Annotated in this window: 22 protein-coding genes; 12 read left to right on the top strand and 10 right to left on the bottom strand. The window is 37.8% G+C overall.

The genetic code is table 11. The features are described 5' to 3' along the window. The first annotated feature begins 178 nt into the window (after positions 1-178). Entirely contained in the window at positions 179-1,723 is a 1,545-nt protein-coding gene (locus BELBA_RS01805) for an amidase (protein WP_014771045.1), read from the top strand. Positions 1,724-1,777: 54 nt separating this feature from the next. On the opposite strand, the gene BELBA_RS01800 is transcribed toward BELBA_RS01805, so the two are convergent. The 3 genes from BELBA_RS01800 to pruA form a co-directional block, all read right to left on the bottom strand. After that, complete coding sequence (locus BELBA_RS01800; protein WP_014771044.1) at positions 1,778-2,893, bottom strand: DUF4221 family protein; 1,116 nt, start codon at positions 2,891-2,893, stop codon at positions 1,778-1,780. Next, positions 2,890-4,074 carry a 6-bladed beta-propeller gene (locus BELBA_RS01795; RefSeq protein ID WP_014771043.1) on the bottom strand — a complete coding sequence of 395 codons (1,185 nt, stop codon included), beginning with the start codon at positions 4,072-4,074 and terminating at the stop codon, positions 2,890-2,892. The genes BELBA_RS01800 and BELBA_RS01795 overlap by 4 nt, the downstream gene beginning before the upstream one ends. 397 nt (positions 4,075-4,471) lie before the next feature. Further along, the gene (gene pruA / locus BELBA_RS01790) at positions 4,472-6,106 is read right to left on the bottom strand and encodes an L-glutamate gamma-semialdehyde dehydrogenase (RefSeq protein ID WP_014771042.1); all 1,635 of its coding nucleotides are present in this window, start codon (positions 6,104-6,106) and stop codon (positions 4,472-4,474) included. 176 nt (positions 6,107-6,282) lie between these two features. Here pruA and BELBA_RS01785 point away from each other — a divergent pair, with 176 nt between their 5' ends. Next, positions 6,283-6,810 (top strand): hypothetical protein, encoded by a 528-nt coding sequence (locus tag BELBA_RS01785; protein ID WP_014771041.1) that lies wholly within the window; start codon positions 6,283-6,285, stop codon positions 6,808-6,810. Here the strand turns inward: BELBA_RS01785 and BELBA_RS01780 are convergent. Genes BELBA_RS01780 through BELBA_RS01765 form a run of 4 tightly spaced genes read right to left on the bottom strand, consistent with a single transcriptional unit; the run spans position 6,807 to position 9,130 of the window. Continuing rightward, positions 6,807-7,415: a hypothetical protein gene (locus BELBA_RS01780; protein ID WP_014771040.1), complete on the bottom strand. Its 609-nt coding sequence runs from the start codon at positions 7,413-7,415 to the stop codon at positions 6,807-6,809. The genes BELBA_RS01785 and BELBA_RS01780 overlap by 4 nt on opposite strands. Positions 7,416-7,427: 12 nt before the next feature. Then, positions 7,428-8,000 carry a hypothetical protein gene (locus BELBA_RS01775; protein WP_157466044.1) on the bottom strand — a complete coding sequence of 191 codons (573 nt, stop codon included), beginning with the start codon at positions 7,998-8,000 and terminating at the stop codon, positions 7,428-7,430. Positions 8,001-8,044: 44 nt separating this feature from the next. Continuing rightward, on the bottom strand, positions 8,045-8,740 hold the full coding sequence (locus BELBA_RS01770) for a YjjG family noncanonical pyrimidine nucleotidase (RefSeq protein WP_014771038.1): 696 nt from the start codon (positions 8,738-8,740) through the stop codon (positions 8,045-8,047). Positions 8,741-8,746: 6 nt separating this feature from the next. Continuing rightward, entirely contained in the window at positions 8,747-9,130 is a 384-nt protein-coding gene (locus BELBA_RS01765) for an ArsR/SmtB family transcription factor (protein ID WP_014771037.1), read from the bottom strand. 167 nt (positions 9,131-9,297) lie between these two features. On the opposite strand from BELBA_RS01765, the gene BELBA_RS01760 reads away from it, so the two are divergent. Then, on the top strand, positions 9,298-9,897 hold the full coding sequence (locus BELBA_RS01760) for a carboxypeptidase-like regulatory domain-containing protein (RefSeq protein ID WP_052307603.1): 600 nt from the start codon (positions 9,298-9,300) through the stop codon (positions 9,895-9,897). A gap of 247 nt (positions 9,898-10,144) precedes the next feature. Here BELBA_RS01760 and BELBA_RS01755 read toward each other — a convergent pair whose 3' ends face one another. Continuing rightward, entirely contained in the window at positions 10,145-11,551 is a 1,407-nt protein-coding gene (locus BELBA_RS01755; protein ID WP_014771035.1) for an aminopeptidase P N-terminal domain-containing protein, read from the bottom strand. Positions 11,552-11,753: 202 nt separating this feature from the next. Between BELBA_RS01755 and pafA the strand changes: the two genes are divergently transcribed. Next, positions 11,754-13,385, top strand: a complete 1,632-nt coding sequence (gene pafA / locus BELBA_RS01750) for an alkaline phosphatase PafA (RefSeq protein WP_014771034.1) — start codon at positions 11,754-11,756, stop codon at positions 13,383-13,385. A gap of 390 nt (positions 13,386-13,775) precedes the next feature. Here the strand turns inward: pafA and BELBA_RS01740 are convergent, their stop codons facing one another. Together BELBA_RS01740 and BELBA_RS01735 are read right to left on the bottom strand one after the other, a co-directional pair. Further along, on the bottom strand, positions 13,776-14,723 hold the full coding sequence (locus BELBA_RS01740; RefSeq protein ID WP_014771033.1) for an IS3 family transposase: 948 nt from the start codon (positions 14,721-14,723) through the stop codon (positions 13,776-13,778). Next, positions 14,720-15,118 (bottom strand): transposase, encoded by a 399-nt coding sequence (locus BELBA_RS01735; RefSeq protein ID WP_014771032.1) that lies wholly within the window; start codon positions 15,116-15,118, stop codon positions 14,720-14,722. The genes BELBA_RS01740 and BELBA_RS01735 overlap by 4 nt, the downstream gene beginning before the upstream one ends. Before the next feature lie 105 nt (positions 15,119-15,223). On the opposite strand from BELBA_RS01735, the gene BELBA_RS01730 reads away from it, so the two are divergent. The 8 genes from BELBA_RS01730 (at position 15,224) to BELBA_RS01690 (ending at position 24,539) form a co-directional block, all read left to right on the top strand. Continuing rightward, positions 15,224-15,517, top strand: a complete 294-nt coding sequence (locus BELBA_RS01730; RefSeq protein WP_014770860.1) for a transposase — start codon at positions 15,224-15,226, stop codon at positions 15,515-15,517. Beyond that, the gene (locus tag BELBA_RS01725) at positions 15,514-16,350 is read left to right on the top strand and encodes an IS3 family transposase (RefSeq protein WP_014771031.1); all 837 of its coding nucleotides are present in this window, start codon (positions 15,514-15,516) and stop codon (positions 16,348-16,350) included. Before BELBA_RS01730 ends, BELBA_RS01725 begins: the two co-directional genes overlap by 4 nt. Before the next feature lie 568 nt (positions 16,351-16,918). Further along, positions 16,919-18,361 carry an IS66 family transposase gene (tnpC, locus tag BELBA_RS01720; RefSeq protein WP_245531119.1) on the top strand — a complete coding sequence of 481 codons (1,443 nt, stop codon included), beginning with the start codon at positions 16,919-16,921 and terminating at the stop codon, positions 18,359-18,361. Between the two features lie 69 nt (positions 18,362-18,430). Next, a complete protein-coding gene (locus BELBA_RS01715) occupies positions 18,431-18,862 on the top strand; it encodes a hypothetical protein (RefSeq protein ID WP_014771029.1) in 432 nt (143 codons plus the stop codon). An 89-nt stretch (positions 18,863-18,951) separates the two neighbouring features. Then, positions 18,952-20,760, top strand: a complete 1,809-nt coding sequence (locus BELBA_RS01710) for a type I restriction-modification system subunit M (protein WP_014771028.1) — start codon at positions 18,952-18,954, stop codon at positions 20,758-20,760. Continuing rightward, positions 20,760-21,758, top strand: coding sequence for a PDDEXK nuclease domain-containing protein (locus tag BELBA_RS01705; protein WP_014771027.1), 999 nt, complete (start codon positions 20,760-20,762; stop codon positions 21,756-21,758). The genes BELBA_RS01710 and BELBA_RS01705 overlap by 1 nt, the downstream gene beginning before the upstream one ends. Continuing rightward, positions 21,745-23,067, top strand: coding sequence for a restriction endonuclease subunit S (locus BELBA_RS18985; RefSeq protein WP_014771026.1), 1,323 nt, complete (start codon positions 21,745-21,747; stop codon positions 23,065-23,067). Before BELBA_RS01705 ends, BELBA_RS18985 begins: the two co-directional genes overlap by 14 nt. After that, positions 23,064-24,539 (top strand): ATP-binding protein, encoded by a 1,476-nt coding sequence (locus BELBA_RS01690; protein WP_014771025.1) that lies wholly within the window; start codon positions 23,064-23,066, stop codon positions 24,537-24,539. The genes BELBA_RS18985 and BELBA_RS01690 overlap by 4 nt, the downstream gene beginning before the upstream one ends. Positions 24,540-24,665: the final 126 nt, after the last annotated feature.

Genomic DNA, 24,665 nt, shown 5'->3' with positions numbered 1-24,665 from the left:
ATTGACTGGGTATTCAAAATAATAGCTGAATGTACTCATAATAGTGCTTTTATCCAATGTCAAAATCTGGACTGCAATTATTTAAGATGTACCAGAAATTTAAATTTCCTTCAAAATAAGTAGGGCATTCATATCTAAATATTAATTTAACGCTTGATTATTCATTCCTCCAAAAAATATGGTTTTACTAAGGTTATTTTTGAGTGTTATTGTGATGCTTTCAGTTCTTGTCTCTTGTCAAGAAAAAAAGGGAAAAGAAATTGATTTGCATGAATTGACTATTTCTGAAATTCTCGCTGCTTATAAAGCACAGGAATATAGCAGTGAGGAACTTGTCAAAGCTTATATCTCACGAATCGAGCAGTTCGATGCCGAGATCAATTCGATTTCAATTATTAATCCTGAAGCTGTCTCGATTGCAAAAGCACTTGACAAGGAATTCGCTAAAATCGGGAAATTGAGACCATTACATGGGATTCCGATCATTGTCAAAGACAACATCAATACCAAAGGTTTGCCGACTTCAGCTGGCGCATTGGCTTTGAAAGACTTTATTCCTGAGGAAGATGCATTTATTATTCAGAAGATAGTAGATGCTGGTGCAATTATTCTTGCCAAATCAAATATGGCTGAATGGGCTTTTAGTGCTATGCATACCGAAAGCTCTACTGTGGGAACTACAAGAAATCCATATAATTTAGATCATGTTCCTGCTGGTTCGAGTGGAGGGACAGCTGCTGCGGTTGCCTCTAATTTCGCCACAATTGGTTTGGGTACAGACACCGGAAATTCCATTCGAGGACCATCTTCGCATAATGCTTTGGTGGGTTTTAGGACTACGCTAGTATTGGTAAGCAGGTCTGCCATTGTGCCATTGTATTTGAGAAATGATGTGGTCGGCCCAATGGGTAGGACGGTAGAAGATGCGACGAGAATTTTGGAAGTAATAGTGGGGATAGATGCTGAAGATCCGATTACGCGATATTCTGAAGGGAAAACTCCAGACAATTACCTTCAATTCTTAGATGCAGATGGGCTAAAAGGAACTCGGATTGGGGTTTTTAGAACGCTAAGCGAGAGAAATGTTGACCCTGAGATCAAGAAGATTTTTGATATGGCGCTTGTCGATATGCAGAGATTGGGAGCAGATATCATCGATGATGTTGAAGTCCCTAACTTTGAAGAATTGAGAAAAGATCAATGGTGCGCTACTTTCAAAGAGGATTTAGAGGATTTTTTGGTGAAATATGTGAAGAACGACACCATAAAAACACTAGAGGATGTGATTAGAATTGGGAGTAAGTCAGAGTTTGCAAAAACAAGGCTCGCTACTTTTCAGGAAAATCTAGGAAGATGGGAGGATGGAGATGTTTCATGCGGAGATGCATTTACAGATCCAAAAAGAATTGCTTTTAGAGAAGCATTCGAAAATACGATGGATTCTTTGAATCTTTCTTTTATGGTCTATCCAACATGGAATCAAAAAGCTGCTCGGATCGAGTTTTTTCAAGAAGAATATAAAGGAGACAACAGTCAGATCATTGCACCACATACCGGAATGCCTGCATTTACTGTCCCAATGGGTTACACAGAAGGGAATCTGCCAGTAGGGATACAGTTGCTAGGGCGGATGTTTGACGAGCCAACATTAATCAAAGCAAGTTTTGCTTACGAGCAAGCTACGCAACATCGAAAATCTCCGAATCAAGATCTAAAGAAATAGAATGGATAAAGAAAAAATTCTTAAGCATTATTTTGAAAGAAAGGTCAAAGAAGTTTAGAAATTAAATCTGACATATCCTTCTCTATCATCTGATTCTTGGCTCCCCATTTTGAGATAAAACCCATTGGGTGTACTGAATCCCAAATTATTGATTTTTCTGTCAGAAAATTTCACTTCTCCGATTTTAGTAAGTGATTCATCGAGGAGGATAAAGCTATTTTTAGAAAAAGTAGTTCTATCATCTTGTCCTTGCTGAATAATAAGGTGTCTTAAAATCAATCCCTGATAAGGGTCGTGCATCATCCACTTGTATCGGCTCGTTTCTACGCTAGGCGAAAACACCGTGTATTCTCCTCTTGCTTCAGTAGTTCCTTTTTTGAATTCGAGGTTTTCATTGCTCCCCGCATAAGCTTTAGTTCTTTGATCAACATGGATCACCAAAAGAGAATCAGAAGCAGGAAACCCGATGAGGTGTTGGTTTTTATCTTTTAGAAACAGATGAAAGTAAATTCCCAATTCAGGATCGTCTAAGAATTCGCTATATGGCTCTGGAAATTTAAACTGCGCTGCAACTTCCTTTTTCTCTTGTTTAAAATCAAACTCCCAAATCCAATCTTGATAATTTAAAATGGGTTCCTTAAGTAAGAAAGGTACATCAGTCACCATCAAGGTCTGACGCGCTGAATTCCAGTACATTTTATTTCCTTGTTGAGCGCTGAAATTAGCTGCCATCCTATTTTCAGTCGTCATCGGAAGTGAGATTCTTTTACTGACTTTGCCATCAAAGTCAATATGAAGGACTTCCTTTTGATTTGAGATAAAGAAAATCCCATCACTGGTGATTAATTTCCCGGAAAAGTAACCCCCAATTCCATCAGGGCCTTCTTTTTCGAAAGTAGTATTTGATATCAGTTTTCCTGATGGATATTCATATTTTAAAAGATTGAAGCCTGACATGCCGTAAAGAAATTCTTTGTCTCCTTCTTTTTGGTAAGTGAATTCCAGCGGAAGAGATTTTGTGGTCAAGTCTTTTTCAAAGTAAATGGTATCTATAGCGTAGTCTGCCAAGTCACCTTCAATGGTTGCTGATTTTAGATTTTCTTCAGAAGAACAGGAAAAAAAGATAATTGAAATAAAAGACAGTAGGGTAAAACTTTTCAATTTTCTCATTTTACTTTGACGTTATATTTTAAGAGAATAGGATCTTCTTCATCTTCAAGGTTTTCCATTGCTGCTTCGAGCTGTGCAGTGTATTTTCCGAAGTAATTGCTCTCAAGATAAGCTAAAATATTTTCAGCGAACAGCACTTCATAAAAGAAGCCATCTTTTGTATAACCTTTTCCTCCAAATGCACCGAAAGCTTTGGTGACTTTATATTCCAAACTTGGGTATTGAATATACAGGTGCTGAATTGGAAATGTGTTTAAATCATCTTGGTTAAGATTTGTTGATTTTTTTATACCAAATATTCCAACTTTTAGAATGTCATTTGCAGCTAAAGCAGTGCCGACATTGAAGCTATAAGTTTGGTTAGCAAATATGTTTTCAAAGAAATTTTCTGGGTCTAATTTCTCATTTTCAGGGGCGTTGTTATCCGCTAGATTGAGTTTGATCCAAGGTCGAAGACTATCGTTTTTATAATGATAGATTGTGTCAGATGCTCCATAATTCAAAATGTAAGACTTATCAGGCATTTCAGCAATTTGACCTTCGATAATGTTTGAAGTTATTACTCTGGCTTTTGGAGAAAATGTTTTTATCTCCTCAGTTTTTTCATCCAAAAGTTGGAAAACTGGGTAATAGCTTTCTTCATCGACTTCTCCGCTGTAATCATCCACCAAAATCCATTTTCCATCACCTAAAGATTGATAAAAGGGAATGAAATCAATGTCGACGCCAGCTAGTTTTTTGACACCTTCAAAGTCAAAGTTTGTTTTATTATAAAGCTTGAAGGTTCCTCGTTGATCCCAAATTGCTAATTTGTCGTCAATCATGTCAATTCCATTGATATAAGGATATTCTTCCGGACCATCACCTTGTTTTTTGAAAGTTTGTTCATACTTCCCATTGAGTTCAAAAACATGAATGGAAGCATCTCTGAAATCACCTACCGAGAAATAAATTTTATTATCAATTTCCAGATGTGGATCGTTTGCTGAGAGTTTCAAAGGGGTGTCTTCTGGAATCACAAATGGAATAAATTCGATTTCATTGACTACTTCTTCAAAAGAAATGATGTCGGACTCTGTGATTTTTATTTCCTGAAAACCTATGTTCTCCTCAGTGGAAGAGTTGCAGGAAAATAATAAACTGACTAAAGAAAATGCTAGAAAATGATAAAAGTACTTCATGATTGATTTTGAATATAATTAAAGATAAAGTCCAATTAAGGTCTTTGGTTAGAAACTAAAAGCCAATTGCCAAGAAAATCAAGGATTTAAAAAGTTTTTCAATCAAAAAAACACCCCAAGAAATTAATCTTAGGGTGTTTTAATTTAATTGATAAAGCTTTTGGCTACTAACCGATAATTAGTTCAACCCCATTTGGGGTTGACCAGTCCATTGCTCACTTTGATCCCCGGGTAGGGCTCCGCCACGGCGAACAAGTTATTCAAGGTTTAACCCTTTCAGGGTTATTATTTTAGGATGCAATACTGGGGTATTGTTTTATCTTTACTTTTTTTCAAATTTAAGTAACGTCTTGTTTCTTGTATCTCGCTTCTCAAATCTATTTTCTCGCTTCTTCAATCAATCTTCCCCAAGGAATGGATATTTGTAATCCACTGGAGATACGAAAGTTTCTTTGATTGTTCTTGGAGAAACCCATCTGAGTAAGTTGATCATGGATCCTGCTTTGTCATTGGTTCCCGAAGCTCTGGCTCCACCAAATGGCTGCTGACCTACTACCGCACCTGTCGGCTTGTCATTGATATAGAAGTTTCCTGCTGCATTTCTCAATTTTTTGGTAGCCAATTCGATAGCATACCTGTCGGTAGAGAAGATTGCGCCAGTCAAGGCATAAGGAGAAGTTTGATCTACTAATTCCAAAGCAGTCTCAAAATGCTCAGCATTGTACACATAGATCGTCAATACAGGACCGAAGATTTCTTCTTTCATGGTCGTGTACATTGGGTCTGTTACGACCAAGACTGTAGGTTCGATGAAGTAGCCTTTTGACTTGTCAAAATTTCCTCCAGCGATAATCTCTACTCCTTCAGCTTTTTTGGCGTCAGTGATGTATTTGCTTATTTTATCAAATGACTTCTCGTCAATGACTGCATTGATGAAGTTGGTGAAATCTTCCGTTGGTCCCATCTTCATGTCAGCAAGATCTTCAAGCAAATATTTTTTCACATCATCCCAAAGGTTGCTCGGGATATAGGCTCTTGAAGCAGCAGAACATTTTTGTCCTTGGAATTCAAATGCTCCTCTGGAAAGTCCTACTGCTACAGCTTTTGGATTGGCAGATTTGTGTGCCAAGACAAAGTCTTTTCCGCCAGTTTCTCCGACGATTCTTGGATAAGACTTGTACTTATAAATGTTCTCTCCAATAGTTTTCCAAATGTGTTGGAACACACCTGTAGAGCCTGTAAAGTGGATTCCTGCGAAATCAGCGTGATTGAAAATGATATTTCCAGCTGTTGGTCCATCGACGTAGATCAAATTGATCACACCATCAGGAACGCCAGCTTCTTTGAAAACATCCATCAAAACTTTTGCTGAGTAAATCTGCGTGTAGGCAGGTTTCCAGACGATGGTGTTTCCCATCATGGCAGCAGAAGTAGGAAGGTTTCCTGCGATCGCTGTAAAGTTGAATGGGGTCAATGCAAAAATAAAACCCTCAAGTGGTCTTTGTTCCAATCTATTCCAAACGCCATCTCCTGAAACAGGTGGCTGCTGTGCATAGATTTCAGTCATGTATTGCACATTGAATCTTAAAAAGTCAATGAATTCGCAAGCGGCGTCGATTTCAGCTTGCATGGCATTCTTAGATTGACCAAGCATGGTTGCCGCATTGATTTTTGCTCTGTATGGTCCAGCAAGAAGGTCAGCAGCTTTCAAGAAGATAGCAGCTCTTTGTTCCCATTCCATGGATTCCCAAGCTTCTTTTGCTCCCAAAGCCGCATTGATTGCCTGCTCAACGTGAGACGCATCGCCTTCATGGAAATAGCCAAGGATGTGCTGATGGTCGTGTGGAGGAGACATTGGTCTTTTCTTGCCTGTTCTTACTTCCTCAGAACCGATATACATCGGTACATCAACTTCTTGGGCTCTAAATTCTTTAAGTGTTTTTTGTAATTCTATTCTTTCCGGAGATCCCGGTGCGTAAGCCTTTACCGGTTCGTTTTTCGGTGTAGGCACATTGAAAAAACCTTTAAGCATATTATTTGGATTTTATTTGATTTCTGAATGTGACAAATATAAGAAACTAGGCTTGGAATGCCTTTTTTATCCTGTTCTTTTATCAATGTTATATATAGGTCAATAGAAAATTGGCTTTATACCCGTTTAAATGAAATGGGATTACTCAGTAATATATTTAATATAAAAATAGGATTATGAAATATTTATTTAGTTTTGCATTCATGTATTTTACGAGGATATTATTTATAGCATCAGTTCTAATTTTGACACTTCCATTCTCAGGCATTAGTCAAAATGAAAACAAAAGAGAGGCGATTTACCTTGAAGGTTTGGGGTCTGGAATTTTTTATTCCTTCAACTATGATTGGAGATTCAAAGATCAGGCAAGTGGCTTGGGAGCGAAAGCAGGGCTGGGCTACACTGCAATAGATGGATTTAGGGTTGCAACCATTCCATTAGGGGTTAATTATCTCTTGGGTAAACAGAGAAACTTTTTAGAATTAGGACTTGGGGCTACAATGATTTTATTGTCTCAGACCAATTCAACAGGAGCAACTTCAGATCCTAGAGTTTCAGGAACTGGTCTGATGCTAAATGGAATTCTCGGATACAGAAGAGTTTCTAAGTCAGGATTTCTTTTGAGAGCAGGCTTAACACCATTTTTCACTTCTGACCCTGCTGAGCTTATTGCTCCTCAAGTATCAATTGGATATTCTTTTTAGAGAAAAATGCCAGCCTTTGGACCAATGAAGATACCTCTTGTGTTTAGATTCTTGTCAAAGAATGCGCCTCCTTCTAAACCTAAATAGACTTTATTAGAAAAGATTTTTTTAAGTGTATAGGAAACTGGAAAATGCAGACCAGCTTCGATATCTCTGTTCCAAGAAACACCTCTATAAAAGTTTCTTTCTTCGTCAAAAGCTACAGCAACTAAGTATTCGTTGTTTTCTACATATCCACCGATCCCCAATCCAAAACTTCCCTCCAGATTGAATGGTAAAGAAATTTTCCTTCGAAGTATGAAATAAAGATGATCGGAATTGACTCTGCCTCCTGTTCCAAAAGTACCTAATGATACAGGAGTTCCAGCAAGTGATTGTCTGTCATAATTAAAGACTGAATGATTGATAGCAGTTCCCATCTCCCATTTATCATTGATTTGGTAAATCAATCCAAAATTCATGTTAAAACCAGCTCTTGGCAATTCATACTTTACTTGATTAGGTACTCTATAACTACCAAAACCTATATTGAAATCAAGTTTTTGTGCTTTCAATGGAGAGTAACCTAGTATGATTATCAAAAATGTCAAAAATATGTTTTTCATAACTAGTGAAATTTAAAATCTATAACTTATTTCTGGACCAAGATGAAATCCTCCAAAAATATAAAATGGAGTGAGAAAGACTCCTGACTTGATTCCAATGACTAAATTTTCATTCACCTGCTTATTAAAATTAACTTCTATGGGCATTGTAAAGTCTCTTTTATATCGTTTTATTCCAGATAAATAATTCTTTTCTCCCTCCCAATGCTCTAAGAAGTAGCCTACTCCTGTTCCTGCATGAAACTCCCAGTTGTTTTTCAATTTGAATTTTCTCAAGAAAACAAAAGACACCGCATTGTAAGTAGCTCTAGACCTCTCTCTTCCAATTCTCTGTCCATTTATTCTTTCCTCTGCGCCAGCTGGTGAAAAGTGAAAATATCCGTGAAAATAATTTGAAGAAAGTGTAAGCTTTTCGTTGAAATGATAATTGAATTTTATCCCTGTACTGGCTCCTATTTCGCCATCTACATAATACCAAAAGTCAATTGGCGTAAATACACCTCCATGGATGCCGATATCATAACTTTGAGCTGAAACCGAAAATGAGGAGATGATAAAAAGTAAGATCAGGATTTGTTTTTTCATGATTTGGATAAATTCCCCTAAAACTAACATCAACTTATTTCTAATCACAGAAATTTCTCCAATTCCTTCAAGTGCTTGATCGTATGGGTTGGTTTCATTTCTATTCCTTTGCTATGTGGATCAAAATAGACTTGATCGATATTGGCATTGATGGCTCCGAGAATGTCTGAATTTGGGTTGTCGCCAATCATGATGACATCCTGATTGTTGATTCCTAAATTATCAAGTGCATATTGGAATATTCTAGGATCAGGCTTCTTGTGACCTGTAGTCTCAGAAGTGACGATCAGATCAAAATAAGGACTCAATCCTGAGGCATTGAGTTTTTTAGCTTGACTTTCGTTGAAACCATTGGTGATGATATGCATCGGATATTTGGGTTTCAGGTACTCCAAAATTTCTATTGCATAAGGAAGAAGGTAATTCTTCGAGGAAGTTCGATGCATAAAGTCAGGCTCAAAAAGTTCAGGTACACTTTCTGGATCAACTCCCGCGTTTTCGAAGACTAACTTAAAACGGGTAGCTCGAAGGCTATCTCTGTCTATTTTACCGACATCATACAATGCCCAAAGCTTGAAATTGACATTATAGAATGCCTGAATTAGCGCTTGAGCGTCTTTTATTCCAAGTCCATTCAGTTGATGAACATCATGCAGTTCAGTGAGTGATTCCTGAACATTGCGGTCATAATCCCAAAGGGTATGATCTAAATCGAAGAAAATGTGTTGATATTTTTTCACTAATTTTTATTTGCGGTAGGGGTTGTTTTGGATTTTGTTGATGGCCAACTCCCGGTTAGAATGTAAAATTTCATAGACCTCCTGATCTTTGATCAAGCTGATGTCTTTTTGTATAAACTTAAAAATCTGATTAATGATTTCGATTGCCTCTTCCAAGATGTAATAAAAAGTCCATTGATCCACTCGTCGGCTACCGACTAATCCTGCATTTTTGAGATAAATCAAATGTCGACTTGTCTTGGTTTGGGTGAAATCAAGAATATGTTCCAAATCGGAGATGGATAACTCTTTGTTTTGAATCAAAAGATGGATAATTCGTACTCTAGGCTCTTCTGAAAGTGCTTTGAAGACCCTCATTCCATAATTCAAACTTATATTTTTGAGTCTCATTAATAACTTTTAACGAATAAATCGGGTTGAATATTGAGTAAATCAGCCGAAAATAGGCTATTATTATACCGTGATTTAAACATAGGCTTTTCTAAGCCGTAATTAAAATAAAAGCAAAAAAATTGACACGCAATAAAAAATATATAGCCTCACTTGTCTTTTCCTTGATGCTCTTGCTATTTTTTCAAAATCTACAAGCGCAAGATCAAAAGGAGAGAAGAGTGATCCAACTTTCTGGGATCATCTTAAATGCTGACAGTACAGATGCTGTGCCTGGAGTGAACGTATACGTTCCCAAAAAGGGTAGGGGGACGAGTTCTGGAAGATTTGGATACTTTTCTATGCCCGTATTAGAAGGTGATTCTGTTGTATTCACTTTTATCGGTTTAAAGAGGCAAACATTTACCATTCCTGAAAATTTGGAAGAAGATAAAGTCAGTCTTATCATCACCATGCAAGAGGATGAAATAGTATTGAAAGAGATAGAAGTGATGCCTTATCCTTCTGAAGAAGAATTTAAGCGTGCTGTGTTGGCAATGAATTATGATGCTCCTAACACACGAGGGAACATGAGTCCAGAAACACTTTTAAGATGGGCTGAGAATATGCCAGCTTCAGGGAATGAAAACTTCCGTGGTGTGCAGCAAGGACAGATGATGCAAATTCAAGATCGTTATGGTCCAAGGCCTTTCAGACTACTTGATCCATTCGCTTGGTCACAGTTCATCCAATCTATCAAGAGAGGGGATTTGAAGAAGAAAGACTGAGGAAAGGATGAATCGCACGCAGATCCTCCCAGAGAGAGGCAGGTGCGTGGATTGCGCAGATTTTGTTCATGAATGATTTTGAATTAATGCCAGTTTGATACCTATCTGTAGAACAATGCTCAAGTTTGGAGTAAAAAAAAACCGCTGAAATTTAAAGATTCAGTGGTTTTTTTATGACTCATTCAAGAGAATTTTAATAAGTAGGTGTCTTGGTACATTGTACATGGTACTTAGTACAATATAATCACTACATCGACTTCATCAACTTCTGCAAAATCCCTTCTTCTTTCATGGTTTTCTCAATATCAGCGATAGTTCGAGGGACGAATTCACTTAGGTTTTCATAGCCATTTTCAGTGATCAAGATATTGTCTTCCACACGAATTCCTATTCCCCACCACTTCGGATCGCAATCTGCACCTTTTGGAATATAAATTCCTGGCTCGATAGTGAAGACCATTCCTGGTTCAAAAGCTCCATATCCACCTCTGTCATGTACATCCAAACCTAAGTGATGACCAATGCCATGAGGGAAATAAGGGTGTCTTGCTCCGGCTTCGATGATTCCTAAATCGGCTAAGCCTTTGTCGATAATTTCTTTGGAAATCGCACCGATTTCTTGGAAACTAGAACCTGGCTTACTTGCTTTTGTACTCTCTTCCAATGCTTTTAGGACGATTTCATATATGGCTTTTTCTTCAGCAGAGAATTTGCCTTTTACAGGTACTGTTCTCGTAATATCTCCTGAATAGCCTCTGTACTCTGCACCTATATCCATCAGCATCACACCTTCTTTTAGGTCTCTAACACTGTTGTAAACATAATGTAGAATCGTACTGTTGTTGCCAGCTCCGGCGATAGAACCATAGCCCACGTATTCTGCACCCATGGCTTTATGCACAAATTCATGGACACCTTGTATGGCTCTTTCAGAAACTCCTGGTTTGATGGATTTGAAGGATTCAATATGTCCATGTCCAGAGATTTCGATTGCTTTTTTCAAAAGAACTAATTCCTCTGATGTTTTAACCGCTCTCATCTGATTCATGATCTGGCTGAGCACCTGATCTGCAGGTCTTGCTGGACTTGTATTTACGGCTTTGAAAGCCTCTGTCATGGCTCTTAATTCTGCATTGTGTCTGCCCCCTTCAATCTCAGGTAAATTGAAAGATAGAATCTGTGTAAATGCTGAAAAATCAAATACTGGGTTTTTTAGAAAATCTGCATTTAAGAAGACTGATTTAAATCCTAACTTTTCTTTAACACCTTCGATTCCCAATCTTTCACCTTCCCACTGTTCTGTTCTTGGATCTCTTTTTTGAACAAAGATCACTTCATTCACTTCTTGCCCATCGATCATTTGAGGAGTTTTGAACACGATCAAAGCCGAATTCGGCTCTCTGAAACCAGTCAGATAGTAAAAGTCTGAATTTGGTCTGTATTCAAAATGGGTATCATTTGATCTGTTTTTGACCGGGTTGTTGAAAAATACAGCTACAGCATTTTCCGGCATTTTTTCTCTGAGCAAATCTCTTCTTCCTTGATGAAATTCAGGACTCAAGCCATCATCAAACCAAGACTGTGCAAAGCTTGGCGAAAAAGCAGTAGAACTGAATAAAATGATGGCAAATAAATAAACAAGCTTTCTTTTCATGATTAGGTATATTTTGACTGAAATGAAAAGGAAAGATACGTTTCATTTCCGAAATTCAGGAAACCATTGGTCAAAATCTAATTCTAATGTTTTTTTAATCATCCAAATAGACTTGTTTAAAAGCAATTTTACGATTTAACACAAAGGTCATTTTGGCTTCATTATGAATCCCTATATTTGTAGCAATAAATAAAAAGAAACAATGAAAAAGACATTTGTACTTTCCTTATTTGCAATGATCATTTGTTTTTCTGCTTTTGCGCAGGAAAAATCAAAACCCAAGCTTGTTGTTGGAATTGTGGTCGATCAGATGAGACAAGAATATTTTTATAAATACCAAGATCGCTTCAGTGAAGGTGGTTTCAAAAGGTTGATGAATGATGGTTTTGTGATGAAAAATGCCCATTACAATTACATTCCAACCTACACAGGACCTGGGCATGCATCTGTTTACACTGGAGCTACTCCTGCCACACATGGTGTGATTGCGAACAATTGGTTTGTAAGAAGTCTGGGAAGAAGTATTTATTGTGCTGAAGACAGTACAGTGATAGCAGTTGGAGGTTCTGAGGGAAATGGTCAGATTTCACCAAGAAATATGCTTTCTACGACGATTTCTGATGAATTGAGATTTTCTACAAATAAGCGTTCAAAAGTAGTTGCCCTTGCGATCAAAGATAGAGGAGCGTCTTTGCCTGCCGGACATTTGGGAGATGCTTATTGGTTTGATAGTAAGACTGGTAATTTCATGACATCGACCTACTATTACAATGAATTGCCAGCATGGGTGAAAGCCTTTAATAATAAAAAATTAGCAGAAAAGTATCTTTCTGACAAGTGGGAGACACTTTTTCCAATTGAGACTTATGTACAAAGTATTGCTGATGACAATGAATTCGAAGGGCCGTTTATTGGAAAAGACAATACAGCATTTCCTTATGATTTGAAATCATTGATGAAAGATAATGGAGGATTTGGCTTGATTTCTACCACTCCTTATGGAAACTCCATTACTTTGGATATGGCCTATGCGGCTTTGGAAGGTGAGCAGTTGGGAAAAAATGGGGAGACAGATCTGCTAGCAGTGAGTTTTTCTTCTCCGGATTATATTGGACACAGGTTTGGACCAACTTCTGTAGAAGTGGAAGATAATTACCTTAGACTAGACAGGGAGTTGGAGAAGTTTTTTGCTTACCTGGATAAAGAATATGGGAAGGATGAATATTTAGTTTTCTTGACAGCAGATCACGCTGTAGCCGATATTGTGGATTATATGAAAAGTGAGCATATTCCTGCTGGTAATTTCAATAATAGATTTATCCTGACACAAATGAGAGGGTTTACTTCGGAGAAATTTGGTGAAGGAAATTGGATCTCGAATTTTTCAAACGAGCAGGTATTTATCAATCATACTTTAGCCAAAGAAAAAGGAGTAGCCGTAGAAGAAATCCAAAGATCCTTGGCTGACTTCCTTCTTGGTTTTGAAGGAATCAAAGAAGTGTATACCGCTACTGATATGAAGAAATTTGAGTATACCCAAGGGAAAAAATCTTTACTTCAAATGGGTTTCAATCACAAAGCTTCAGGAGATTTATTATTGATTTTGGAGCCCGCTTGGTTAAGTAGTTCATATAAAGGTACCACGCACGGAACAGGTTATACTTATGATACCCATGTGCCGATTGTATTTATGGGATGGGGAGTTAAAGCAGGCAGTAGCTCAAGATATGTGACAGTTACCGATATCGCACCGACCTTATCTATTATGCTTGGTACCCGTCTTCCAAATGGAGCCACAGGGCAGCCGATTTTGGAGATTGTGGATGGGAAATGAGACTAATTTAAGAGACAAGAAGCAAGAGTAAAGATACAAGAGATTAAAAACCTCTTTTCCCTATTTAGGGCGTGCTGAAAAACGCCAATTAGAGAATAATCAAATGAAGTCCAATTATTTAGAGTTGTCTTTTTAAGCAGGTTCAAACTTATTAATGGGTCTAGCTTGATTTGCATGCATTTGAAAATTTCAAAGTTCGAAATTTTCAGGCTAGTCTCAGGCATACCATCTTCTTCATTGGGCTCATTTGAAGTATAAACATACATCTTTATTCGCCCGCTTTGAAGCTGGCATACCGATAGGAAGAATAGATAATAGACGTGAGATATGAGACGTGAGATAGAAGAGGCAAGAAGCATGTACTTCCCTAAATAGCGTTGACCGTTTGGTTCAACATTCATTAAGTATTTCCATCGGGCAATCATGAGCCAGAGGTTCTTCTCTTGGGCAAACTTCGTAGGGGCTCGACGCCCCTTCGAAGTTTTTCTTTCCTTCGGTATAAACAATCACCGTCGGTCTTTCTTGGGCAGATAAATGTACTAATTTTTGATAAAATCCCATAGGAGTAAATTTCATTTTGAAAGCTCTGTGTAGTCTTTTTGTATTGTAGTGTTCAACTGCTTTTCCCACTTTTTTCTTCAGGTCTTTTAAGTCCTTAATCTGCCATCTTTTGAGGTATTCATTTTTAATAATTCCGTTGATTCGTTCAGCATAAGGGTTTTCCCATGCAACTGTTCCCATACTGATGTGAATATGGTTTTCTTTTAGTAAACAGGTATATTCCTTACTACTATACTGGGATCCTCTGTCTGAATGATGGATCAAGCCCCAAGACTGGTAATTCATTATCTTGAGAGCCATTTTCATAGCCGCTATATTTCCTTCTGTCCTCAGATTTTCGTTGACTGCATATCCTACTACCAATCTGGTATAAACGTCAATGATAAACACCAAATAATAATGCTCACCGTTTAAGTGAAAATAGGTTATATCGCTTTGGATTACCTGAAATGGCCTTTTTATTCCCATCCCCTCTATCAGGTTGGGATAAATATAAGCCCCGCTATAAGTAGTTCTATGATAATTACTTACACGTTTGACTCCATAACCTAATTCCATGAAAATCTCACAGAACTGATCCCTACCCATAAAGGATGGGCGCAATGTATAATACATCTTTTCAACCCCACAATCAGGGTGTTCTTCCTTGAGCTTATCTGCTAAGATTACCAATTCGGAAACCTCAAGATCAAAGGCTTCCTGTCTTTTCTTAGCCTGATGAACAGCTTGCTTGCTCACGCCTACGACCTCGTAAAGTGAATTGAGTGAATAACTCATAGCTTGTCGGTTGTCTTGGAACCACCAGAGTGTGGGGTGTTGGAGTTTTTTTTAATATCAATCGAATAGTTCTCCTTGGCCAGATCAATCATCTTCTCTAAGTAATCAATCATTATCTGCTTCTGACCTACTGCGCGTTCCAATTCCTTGACCTTTTCTTCCAGTTCCTTTAGCTTGTTTGTCTGACTATCTTTCATCTCAACTATCCTAACATTTTTTTCATTATACGTCGAATACTTATAAATCCAATTGTAGATAAGACCATTTCTAATATTATAAAAACGCTCCATCTGAGCAACAGACATTATCCCTTTCTCATAATCATCAACCAATTTACGTTTAAACTCTTCAGAAAATCTCCTTTGGGAATTAATCCTTTTTCCAGTCTTTAACATCTAATTTAAGGGTTAAAAACGGTCAACCTATTTCAGGGAATGTATAATACTCCCCAAAATTGAGACCAGAGGTTAAGTTAAAAAAAACCGTTTAAATTTAACCTTATGAACAAGCAAACAAGACGAAAGTTTTCTCCTGAGTTCAAGGCAAAAGTGGCCCTTGAAGCAATCAAGAATCAGTTTACATTGGCTGAATTGTCCAAGAAGTTCGATGTTAGCCCTGTGATTATCTCCAAGTGGAAGGGTGAGTTTTTGGATAATATGTCAGCTGTATTTGAAAAGGATCATTCAAAGAAAAAGGAAGAAGGCCCTGCCCTTGAGCAGCTCTATGCCCAGATCGGAGAGCTAAAAGTAGAGAATGACTTTTTAAAAAAAAGCTGCAAGAAACTGGGGATATGAAAGACCGGGCGACATTGGTTTGTTCCGATTATAAGGGGCTTTCTATAAGGAAACAGTGTGAAGTATTGGAGGTTCCCCGAAGCAGTCTATATTACAAACCAAAAGGGGAAAACGAGATCAATCTGAAACTGATGGGAATCATGGACAGGCATCTTACCGATCACCCTACTGAAGGCGTTGTGTCGATGGTCTATCTGTTGACAGGACTGGGCTTCGTTGTCGGCCCAAAGCGCATCAGGAGGCTTTTCAGGCTGATGGGCAGGGAAACCCTTTACAGGAGGAAGAACCTTACCAAATCCGGTTTGCGTGAATATATCAGGCCTTATCTTCTCAGGAACTTAAAGATTGAAAGGCCCAACCAAGTGTGGGTAACCGATATCACCTACATTCCGATGCAGAAGGGGTTTATGTTCCTGACCGCAGTCATGGATGTTTACAGCAGAAGGATACTGTCATGGGGTATATCCAACAGTCAGGACGCCAAATGGTGTAAGCAGGTAATCGAAGAGGCCATCAGAGAAAATGGTAAGCCAGAGATAGTCAATTCCGATCAGGGAAGCCAGTACACATCAGCCTTATGGATCAATTACCTTGAAGGGCTGGATATCAAAGTATCAATGGACGGAAAGGGAAGGGCTTTGGACAATGTATATATTGAAAGGTTCTGGAAGTCGATCAAGTATGATTACATCTATCTGAACCCAAGCGAGGACGGTTATGACCTGCTCAAAGGTGTCAAATGGTATATTGAATATTACAACCAAAAGGTTCATCATACCACTAGGGAGAAGCCTGGGGAAAGATATTATGGGCCAACCCGAAAAGCAGCATAAAGTAAAAGTTAGTTGTCCTATTTCCCAAGGGTACCCTTGGGAAATAGGACAACTAAAGAAGTATTAACAAATAAATAAATTAACTTAGCAACTGATACTTTTGGTCCAACAAATGGGGAGTGTTATAATGACATGGCCACTAATTTCACGAATTGAACGAATTTAGACTTAAGGGATTTGGAAGGTGATTATGTAAAAGTATGGATGAAACGATCAATAGCTTACTGAATCTTAATGGGATTGAGGAAGAAGAAGTGGATTTTGATTGATATTCTGAATATAAAGAATTCTGTCATAAGCCAAACAATAAAGTCGTAACCAATAACAAAACATTGATTGTAGTTTTTCAATGGGATTAATTATTAAGAGTAAAAAACATTGAAACTATAATGCAAAATAGTTTTTCCTTAATATTATTAAATTAATTTTGGTGTAACTACTCAGGTACATTATTTACTGACCGATATTCAAGTATTTGGAGTCTTGTTGCCCTCTGTGGTGTATTGATGCGTATTTGTATGTGAATGTACGAAAATCAGCTTTAAAGTTGGTTTATCCACATTTTTTTGTGGGGAAAAACAGCGTGGATTATTGGTATTCATGGGATTATGTGCTGATATTCAGGAAACATTTCTATAGTATATTGGACCACAGGGATACGCTTATTCAGGAACTGATCAAGATGAACCTCCAGCTTATGGAGCAGGTCAAGTCTTTAAAATCTAGGGTATCCGATTTGGAAAATGAGCTTGCCCGTTACCGTAATCCCAAAAACAGCCGCAACAGCTCGGTTCCCCCTTCAAAAGACGAGAACCGCCCCAAAAAAAATCAGAGTCTCCGTCAGGATACAGGGCGCAAAACCGGCGGTCAGCCTGGACACAAAGGCCATACCCTTGAAATGACATCCTCCCCGGACATAATAGAAAACCACATCCCTTTATTCTGTACCTGCTGTGGTGGTGATCTGTCGGCGGTTCCAGCAGAACTGTCCTCCAAAAGACAGGTCCTGGATCTTCCTGTGATTAAAGTGGTATGTACCGAGCATAGAATCTTTTCCAAAAACTGTTCCTGTGGAGAAAAGATCAGTGGGTCATTCCCTGACAATATCAATGCCCCCATACAGTACGGGAGCGGTGTTGAAACCATTGTCGGTTATCTGCATGCCAGACAGTATGTTCCCTATAGAAGGATGAAAGAACTTCTCAGGGACTGCTTCGGTATTAATCTCAGCGAGGGGAGTATCGATAACATTATCGGTAGGTTTGCCCGCAAGTCTGCACCAATATATGCAAAGATAAAGACGGCAGTCTCTAAAAGTCCTGTGATAGGAGCTGACGAGACTGGGGCTAAAGTGGATGGAAACAAACAGTGGGTCTGGACTTATCAGACCGAGGAACTCACCCTGTTAGCTATATCTGAATCACGTGGACTTAAGGCGATGAATACACATTTTCCCGATGGGTTCGGAAAGGCAGTATTGTGCCACGATGCATGGAGGGCATACTTCAACTATTCGGAAAACCTGCACCAGCTCTGTTGTGCACATCTGCTTAGGGAGCTCAACTACATTGTTGAACGCTATAAATCTAAATGGGCTGACAGCCTTAGGGCCCTGTTCAGGGAAGCTATCTCACTGAAGAGAAAACTCAAAAAACTACCAGATCCAGAGAATAGCAGGAGTATTGCTTCCATTGAAGAGAAGATGGATAACCTACTCGCCCAACCTGTAGAGTCAAAACATAAAGAAGCAGTATCCCTACAAAAAAGACTCCTGAAATACAGAAAGTCACTTTTTACTTTTCTCTATCACCAAAAAGTACCACCGGATAACAATGCCTCTGAAAGAGCCATACGCAACATCAAGGTGAAACAAAAAATATCAGGACAGTTCAAATCCAACAATGGAGCTGAAAACTTCAGTGTTATAAGATCCGTCGTGGATACCCTGATCAAACGTTCGGGAAATATCTTAGAAAATCTAAATCATATAGCTAATTTACAACCTGAGTAGTTACATTTTGGTAAAAGGAAGTATGTGAAAACATTTAATTTGGATTGTAACTTTTGAATCACATCAACTATGGAAATTAAATATAATAAGTTTAACTTCTATGAACCTCCTTATCCAAATAAGGAAGGTTTTATAGAATTAAAAAAGAATATTTTTAATAGCCCAAGACTTGAGTTAGGACCTGAAAATGATTTTATATCAAAGTATGGAATTGAATTTATATTATCCATTGTTTGTCTTTTGTTTGGTATAATAGGATTTTCTGTTTCGCATGAAACTTTTAAGACAGTAACTCTAATCATAGCTGCACTGATCTTTTTACCCTTAGTGATTTCAGGAAGACTCAATACTATGCAATCCTATTTTTGGTTTAATCTTAAAAGAAGCTTCTATTACAACCGACTTAAAAGAAGCATTGTAAAGGCAGAAAAATATGAAGATTTTATAAAACTGATGAAGAAGAGCAGTTTTATGGAAGACTTTTCAGGGATTTTTCAATAAAAAATAAATAATTGACAATACATAAAATACATATTTACATAGAGATTCATTTCTATTGAAATTACATTTAAAAAGAAGCAATAATCAATATGAGTATAAACACACAAAACTTACAATCTATCATCAACTTCATTTGGACAGTTGCGGATGATGTATTAATAAATAAATTTCTTGAAAATCAGTATCAAGATGTTATCCTGCCAATGACCGTTTTAAGGCGTTTGGACTTGGCATTGGAACCGACCAAAGACAAGGTGCTGCAAACGCACAACGAGTTTAAAAGCAAGATTGACAATGTTTCTGGACTATTGACCAGCGAATTGCATGGCAGTGGTTTGGCGTTTTACAACACTTCGCCATACACAATGAAAAAGCTCTTGGATGACCCCAAAAATATTGATGCCAACTTTTTGGATTACCTCAATGGCTTTTCAGAAAATGTACAGGATATTATTTCTAAGTTTAAATTCCGCAACCAGCTAAATACTTTTGAGGAAACAGGTATCACTTTTTCATTAATTGAAAAATTTTGTAACCCTAAAGTTGAACTCAGCCCCGACAAAATATCGCCAATGGCAATGGGCTATATGTTTGAGGACTTGATTCGCAGATTCAATGAAAAAACCAATGCAGCCGCAGGGCGACATTTTACACCAAGAGAAATTATTGAGTTAATGACACATTTGGTCTATTTGCCTGTAAAAGACAAAATCCAAAAAGGCACATTCTTGGTGTATGACCCTTGTGCGGGTTCGGGTGCTATGCTTACCCAATCCAAACTTTTTGCTACCAACCCCGAAGGAGAAATCAAATCAACGGCTACTTTCCATTTGTACGGGCAAGAAAACACAGGAGAAATGTACGCCACTTGTAAATCGGATATGTTGCTGAAAAATGAAGACCCCGACAAAATCAAGTTTGGTTCTACGTTGAGCGAATACGGTTTTGACCCTGATTTGAAATTCAACTTTATGCTTACCAATCCGCCTTACGGCACTACTTGGAAGCAAGACCAAGAAAATTTGAATGTAGGCACAGGCAAAAAAGTAGAGATTAAAGACAGACGTTTCAACCTAAAGATTAAAAACTTTAAAGGTGAATTGGAAGAAACCTGTTTGACTTCCCGAAGCAATGACGGACAGTTGATGTTTATGCTCCATATGCTTTCTAAAATGAAAGACCCTAAAGACGGTGGTAGTCGTATTGCTTCCATTCACAATGGTTCGGCTTTGTTTACCGGAGATGCAGGCAGCAGCGAAAGCGGTATTCGTCAATACATATTGGAAAATGATTTGTTGGAATGCATCATTCAGTTGCCCAATGATATGTTTTACAACACAGGAATCACTACCTATATCTGGCTATTGACCAATGTCAAAGAAGAACGCAGAAAAGGTAAAGTGCAGTTGATTAATGCTTCTTCAGAGGGCTTTTATCAAAAAATGCGAAAAAGTTTGGGTAGTAAACGAGTGGAATTAACTGCTAACCACATCCAAATCATACAGGAAATGTGTTTTGCTTTTGAGGAGAACGAATACAGCAAGATTTTCGACAATGAGGATTTTGGCTTTTATCAAATCACGGTGCATCAACCTGAAAGAGATGAAAAAGGCAATATCATCAAAGACACCAAAGGAAAACCTAAAAGCGATAGCACTTTAAAAGATACAGAGAATGTGCCAATGAAAGAAAGCATAGCTGATTATTTCAAAAGAGAAGTTTTGCCCTTTGCTCCAGGCGCTTGGTATGATAAAACCAAAATGAAAGTTGGTTTTGAGATCCCATTCACAAAGTATTTTTATCAATATGAACCTCTAAGGGCCTTAAGCGATATTGCTGCGGATATTATGACTTTAGAGCAAGAAACAGAAAATCTTCTCAAAGAAATTGTAGAATAATGGAATTACAGCATCAATTTGAACATATAACTCAACTGATTGTAAATGCCCGAAGCAAAGCTTTTAAAACAGTCAATCAAGAATTGGTGATGTTGTATTGGAGCATTGGTCAATATGTGAGCGATCAGGTAGCAAAAAAGGCTTGGGGTGAATCTGTCGTACAAGATTTGGCAAACTATATCCAAAGCCGTGAACAAAACATCAAAGGCTTTTCTGCTCAGAATATCTGGAGGATGAAACAGTTTTATGAAACATATAAAAGCAATGAAAAACTCGCCACATTGTGGCGAGAATTAAGTTGGTCTCACCACAAGCTGATTGTGCCTTGCAAAACTGAAGAGGAACGAGAGTTTTATTTGCGCTTTGCGATAAAAGAAAAATGGAGCGTCAGAGAACTTGAAAGACAAATTAATACTGCTTGTTTTGAAAGAGTGATGTTGGGCAATGCAAAACTCTCGTCACTGCCGAGAGAATTACCCCAAGACATCACCAACACCTTCAAAGACTCTTATGTTTTGGAGTTGCTCAATATCCCAGAAAGCCATCAAGAAAGTGATTTACGGAAAGGGATATCGGAAAATATCACCAAATTCTTATTGGAGTTTGGGCGTGACTTCGCTTTTATGGGTGAGGAATATCCCTTGCAGGTAGGCAATCAAGATTTTGCGGTGGATTTGCTGTTTTACAATAGGAGCTTGAATTGTATGGTGGCAATAGAATTGAAAATAGACCGCTTTAAACCTGAGCATTTGGGGCAACTTAATTTTTATTTGGAAGCCTTAGACTGCGATATTCGCAAACCTCATGAAAACCCCAGTATAGGTATTTTACTTTGCAAAGGCAAAGATGATACGGTTGTAGAATATGCAATGAGCCGCAACCTAAGCCCCGCAATGATAGCTGAGTACCAAACCCAACTACCTAACAAAGCCTTGCTCAAAGCCCGCTGGGAAGAAATTATTGATCATTTAAGCCCTGAGTCAGATGAAGAATTATAACTCCTATGATACATATAGATATAGTAGTATTGCATGGATAGGAGATATTCCGGAGCATTGGGAGGTGAGGAAACTGAAGTATATTTTTCAAATCCAAAAAAGAATTGCAGGTGAATTAGGTTTAAATGTTTTGTCAATAACTCAAAAGGGAATAAAAATAAAAGATATCACTTCTGGAGGCGGACAACTTGCAATGGATTATTCCAAGTACCAAAGAATTTACACTGGTGAATTTGGGATGAATCATATGGACTTACTCACTGGGTATGTTGATATTTCCAAATATGACGGTGTAATTAGCCCAGATTATCGTGTTTTTGCTCAAATAGATAACGAGTCTGATAAAAATTACATGCTTAGACTTTTGCAAATGTGCTACAAGCAGAAAATTTTCTTTGCAGAAGGTCAAGGTGCGGCTCAATTAGGTAGATGGAGAATGCCATCAGATAATTTCAAAAACTTTCTTTTTCCTGTTCCCCCCAAAGAAGAACAAACCGCCATAGCCCGCTTTTTAGATTACAAACTGGCAAAAATCAATCGCTTTATCCAAAAGAAGAAGCAACTACTTGCTTTGTATGCTGAAAGAAGAAAGTCATTAACGAAAGAACTGGTAAATTCCCAAAATGTAAAATATCTGAGACTGTCATCGGTTGCAAATCTTATACATAGACCAATTGAGCGACTTGAAAATGAATTATACACACCAGTTGGATTGTATAATAGAGGTCGAGGATTGTTTCATAAGGAATCTATCCTTGGAAAAGAATTAGGAGATTCTAGTTTCTTCTATATAAAGAAAGGTGACGTGATATTAAGTGGTCAGTTCGCTTGGGAAGGTTCGGTTGCGTTAGTTGATTTAGAAGATGATGGATGTGTTGCTTCTCACAGATATCCAGTTTTAAATTGTGATTTAAATGTAATTATCCCAGAATATCTTTTTTCATTTTTTACAATTTCTGAAGGTCATTTATTATTGGATTATCATTCAAGAGGAGCAGCAGGAAGAAATCGTCCACTAAACCCTAGGTATTTAATTAAAGAAAAAATCCCTGTGCCAGACATTTCGCTACAAAAAGAACTAATTAAATTAATTGAAAGAGAAAATGAGTTAAAAGCAATAATCAAAAAAGAAATTTCTCTAGTTGAAGAATACAAAACGGCTTTGATAGCCGAAGCGGTTACGGGTAAAATTGATGTGAGGGGGTATGATGTGCCTGAAATATCGGAAGAGGAAACTTATGAGGAAATAGAAGAAGAAATCAGTATGGCGGCAGAGGATGGAGAAGAATATCAAACGATAGAAGAATGAGTAAGAAGCAATATACACACAAGGAATTGATGCAATTAGCCATTGACGTAATGAATAAAAGCGTTAATGAACCTAGAGAAGATGGTAAAGTACCACCTAAGGTTGGTGCTGTTTTGCTTTTTCCTGATGGTCGTGTTGAAACAGCCTACAGGGGTGAACTTCGTGAAGGTGACCACGCTGAATTTACTTTGTTAGAAAGAAAATTGGCGAATGAAAATGTAGCAGATTGTATTTTATACACCACCCTTGAACCTTGCGTAGAACGCAATCCACCCAAAGTGCCTTGTTGCCGAAGAGTAACAAATGCAAGAATCAAAAAAGTATTTATTGGTATAGAAGACAAAGACCCAAAAGGCAATGGCATCAGACATTTGGAAAAACACAGTGTAGAATACAAAATGTTTGACCGAGAGTTTCAACGAATTATTGAGGAAGAAAACAAGGTATTTTTGAAACAAGCACTACAACGTAAAATAGAAGCTGAGCAGGAAGAGGATTTACGTACCCCATTTGAACTGCCAGTTGCCAACTATGACAGTAGTAAGTTTTCAGATGAAGCTCTTCGAAAGTTCATCAAAGAAGCCAATTTGGATTTCAAGCCTACAGACGAAGCTTTTCTTGAATACTTATCTGATTTTGGAGCAATGGAGTTGGACAAGGAAAAGAAGAAGTATGTCCCTACAGGCTACGGAATACTCCTTTTTGGTAAAAACCCACGTGCTAAATTCAAAAATGCAGTGTTAAAAGCCCACGTGAGCTACGGCAGTAGTAAAATTGAGCCGAAAGATTTTGATCAGGCATTAGTGCTTTTACCCGACCAAATTGAAGAATGGTTGAAAAAAGTATTACCACTTTCAAAAGACACTAGTGGCTTCAAACGAAAAGATGTTCCGGACTTTCCTATTGAAGTTTTACGAGAAGCTATTGTCAACGCATTAGTGCACAGAGATTATGAAATTGAAGGTGCCAAATGCGAAATCAAAATAGATGAAGATAAAATAATAGTAACGAGTCCAGGCAAACCGCTTCCTGCGATTTCACTAGAAGAACTAAACACCTTTGAAGCTCCTTCATTGAGCAGAAATCATATTATAACCTATGCATTTAGCTTGATGGATTATGTGGAGGAGAAAGGATTTGGAATGAAAACGTTTAAGTCTTTGAACAAAGAGCACGGTTTGCCAATTCCAAAATATACGTTCAAAGAACCATTTTTGACCTTGACCTTTCCAAGAACTATTGAAGGCGTGAAAGAATTGTCGATAGTTGGTGAAATAGAAGAGTTAGATGATCAGGAATTAAGTTTATTTGAACTGTTTAGAAACAAAAAGTATTACTCTAAATCGGAGTTTGTTGAACAAACAGGAATTGCGTCACGTACCGCTGAAAGGATGCTGAAACGATGGGTGGAGTTAAATTTACTTAGGAAAGAAGGTGGTGGGAAATATTTAAAATATGTTATTAATGAATAATCACTCGCCACATACTCGCCAAAGTGGCGAGATAGAATACTGCCAGAGAATAAAATCATTCTTGCTCGCCACTTGCTCGCCATTTTGGCGAGATATAAAAGTGATTAACTTGAATTTTAACTTTAT

Origin of the sequence: Belliella baltica DSM 15883 (genome assembly GCF_000265405.1) — a bacterium.
Lineage (GTDB): Bacteria > Bacteroidota > Bacteroidia > Cytophagales > Cyclobacteriaceae > Belliella > Belliella baltica.
The sequence above is the reverse complement of the archived record's forward strand: the minus strand, read 5'-3'. Positions and strand labels throughout refer to the sequence as shown.

Excerpts from the sequence above, each read along its gene's own strand:
- BELBA_RS01755 (WP_014771035.1), bottom strand. The coding sequence starts at position 11,551 with ATGAAAAGAAAGCTTGTTTATTTATTTGCCATCATTTTATTCAGTTCT.
- BELBA_RS01705 (WP_014771027.1), top strand. The coding sequence starts at position 20,760 with ATGGAATTACAGCATCAATTTGAACATATAACTCAACTGATTGTAAAT.
- BELBA_RS01795 (WP_014771043.1), bottom strand. The coding sequence starts at position 4,074 with ATGAAGTACTTTTATCATTTTCTAGCATTTTCTTTAGTCAGTTTATTA.
- BELBA_RS01785 (WP_014771041.1), top strand. The coding sequence starts at position 6,283 with ATGAAATATTTATTTAGTTTTGCATTCATGTATTTTACGAGGATATTA.
- BELBA_RS01730 (WP_014770860.1), top strand. The coding sequence starts at position 15,224 with ATGAACAAGCAAACAAGACGAAAGTTTTCTCCTGAGTTCAAGGCAAAA.
- BELBA_RS01765 (WP_014771037.1), bottom strand. The coding sequence starts at position 9,130 with ATGAGACTCAAAAATATAAGTTTGAATTATGGAATGAGGGTCTTCAAA.
- pafA (WP_014771034.1), top strand. The coding sequence starts at position 11,754 with ATGAAAAAGACATTTGTACTTTCCTTATTTGCAATGATCATTTGTTTT.
- pruA (WP_014771042.1), bottom strand. The coding sequence starts at position 6,106 with ATGCTTAAAGGTTTTTTCAATGTGCCTACACCGAAAAACGAACCGGTA.
- BELBA_RS01735 (WP_014771032.1), bottom strand. The coding sequence starts at position 15,118 with ATGTTAAAGACTGGAAAAAGGATTAATTCCCAAAGGAGATTTTCTGAA.
- BELBA_RS01690 (WP_014771025.1), top strand. The coding sequence starts at position 23,064 with ATGAGTAAGAAGCAATATACACACAAGGAATTGATGCAATTAGCCATT.
- BELBA_RS01710 (WP_014771028.1), top strand. The coding sequence starts at position 18,952 with ATGAGTATAAACACACAAAACTTACAATCTATCATCAACTTCATTTGG.
- BELBA_RS18985 (WP_014771026.1), top strand. The coding sequence starts at position 21,745 with ATGAAGAATTATAACTCCTATGATACATATAGATATAGTAGTATTGCA.
- BELBA_RS01740 (WP_014771033.1), bottom strand. The coding sequence starts at position 14,723 with ATGAGTTATTCACTCAATTCACTTTACGAGGTCGTAGGCGTGAGCAAG.
- BELBA_RS01780 (WP_014771040.1), bottom strand. The coding sequence starts at position 7,415 with ATGAAAAACATATTTTTGACATTTTTGATAATCATACTAGGTTACTCT.
- BELBA_RS01805 (WP_014771045.1), top strand. The coding sequence starts at position 179 with ATGGTTTTACTAAGGTTATTTTTGAGTGTTATTGTGATGCTTTCAGTT.
- BELBA_RS01715 (WP_014771029.1), top strand. The coding sequence starts at position 18,431 with ATGGAAATTAAATATAATAAGTTTAACTTCTATGAACCTCCTTATCCA.
- BELBA_RS01760 (WP_052307603.1), top strand. The coding sequence starts at position 9,298 with ATGCTCTTGCTATTTTTTCAAAATCTACAAGCGCAAGATCAAAAGGAG.
- BELBA_RS01775 (WP_157466044.1), bottom strand. The coding sequence starts at position 8,000 with ATGAAAAAACAAATCCTGATCTTACTTTTTATCATCTCCTCATTTTCG.
- BELBA_RS01725 (WP_014771031.1), top strand. The coding sequence starts at position 15,514 with ATGAAAGACCGGGCGACATTGGTTTGTTCCGATTATAAGGGGCTTTCT.
- BELBA_RS01800 (WP_014771044.1), bottom strand. The coding sequence starts at position 2,893 with ATGAGAAAATTGAAAAGTTTTACCCTACTGTCTTTTATTTCAATTATC.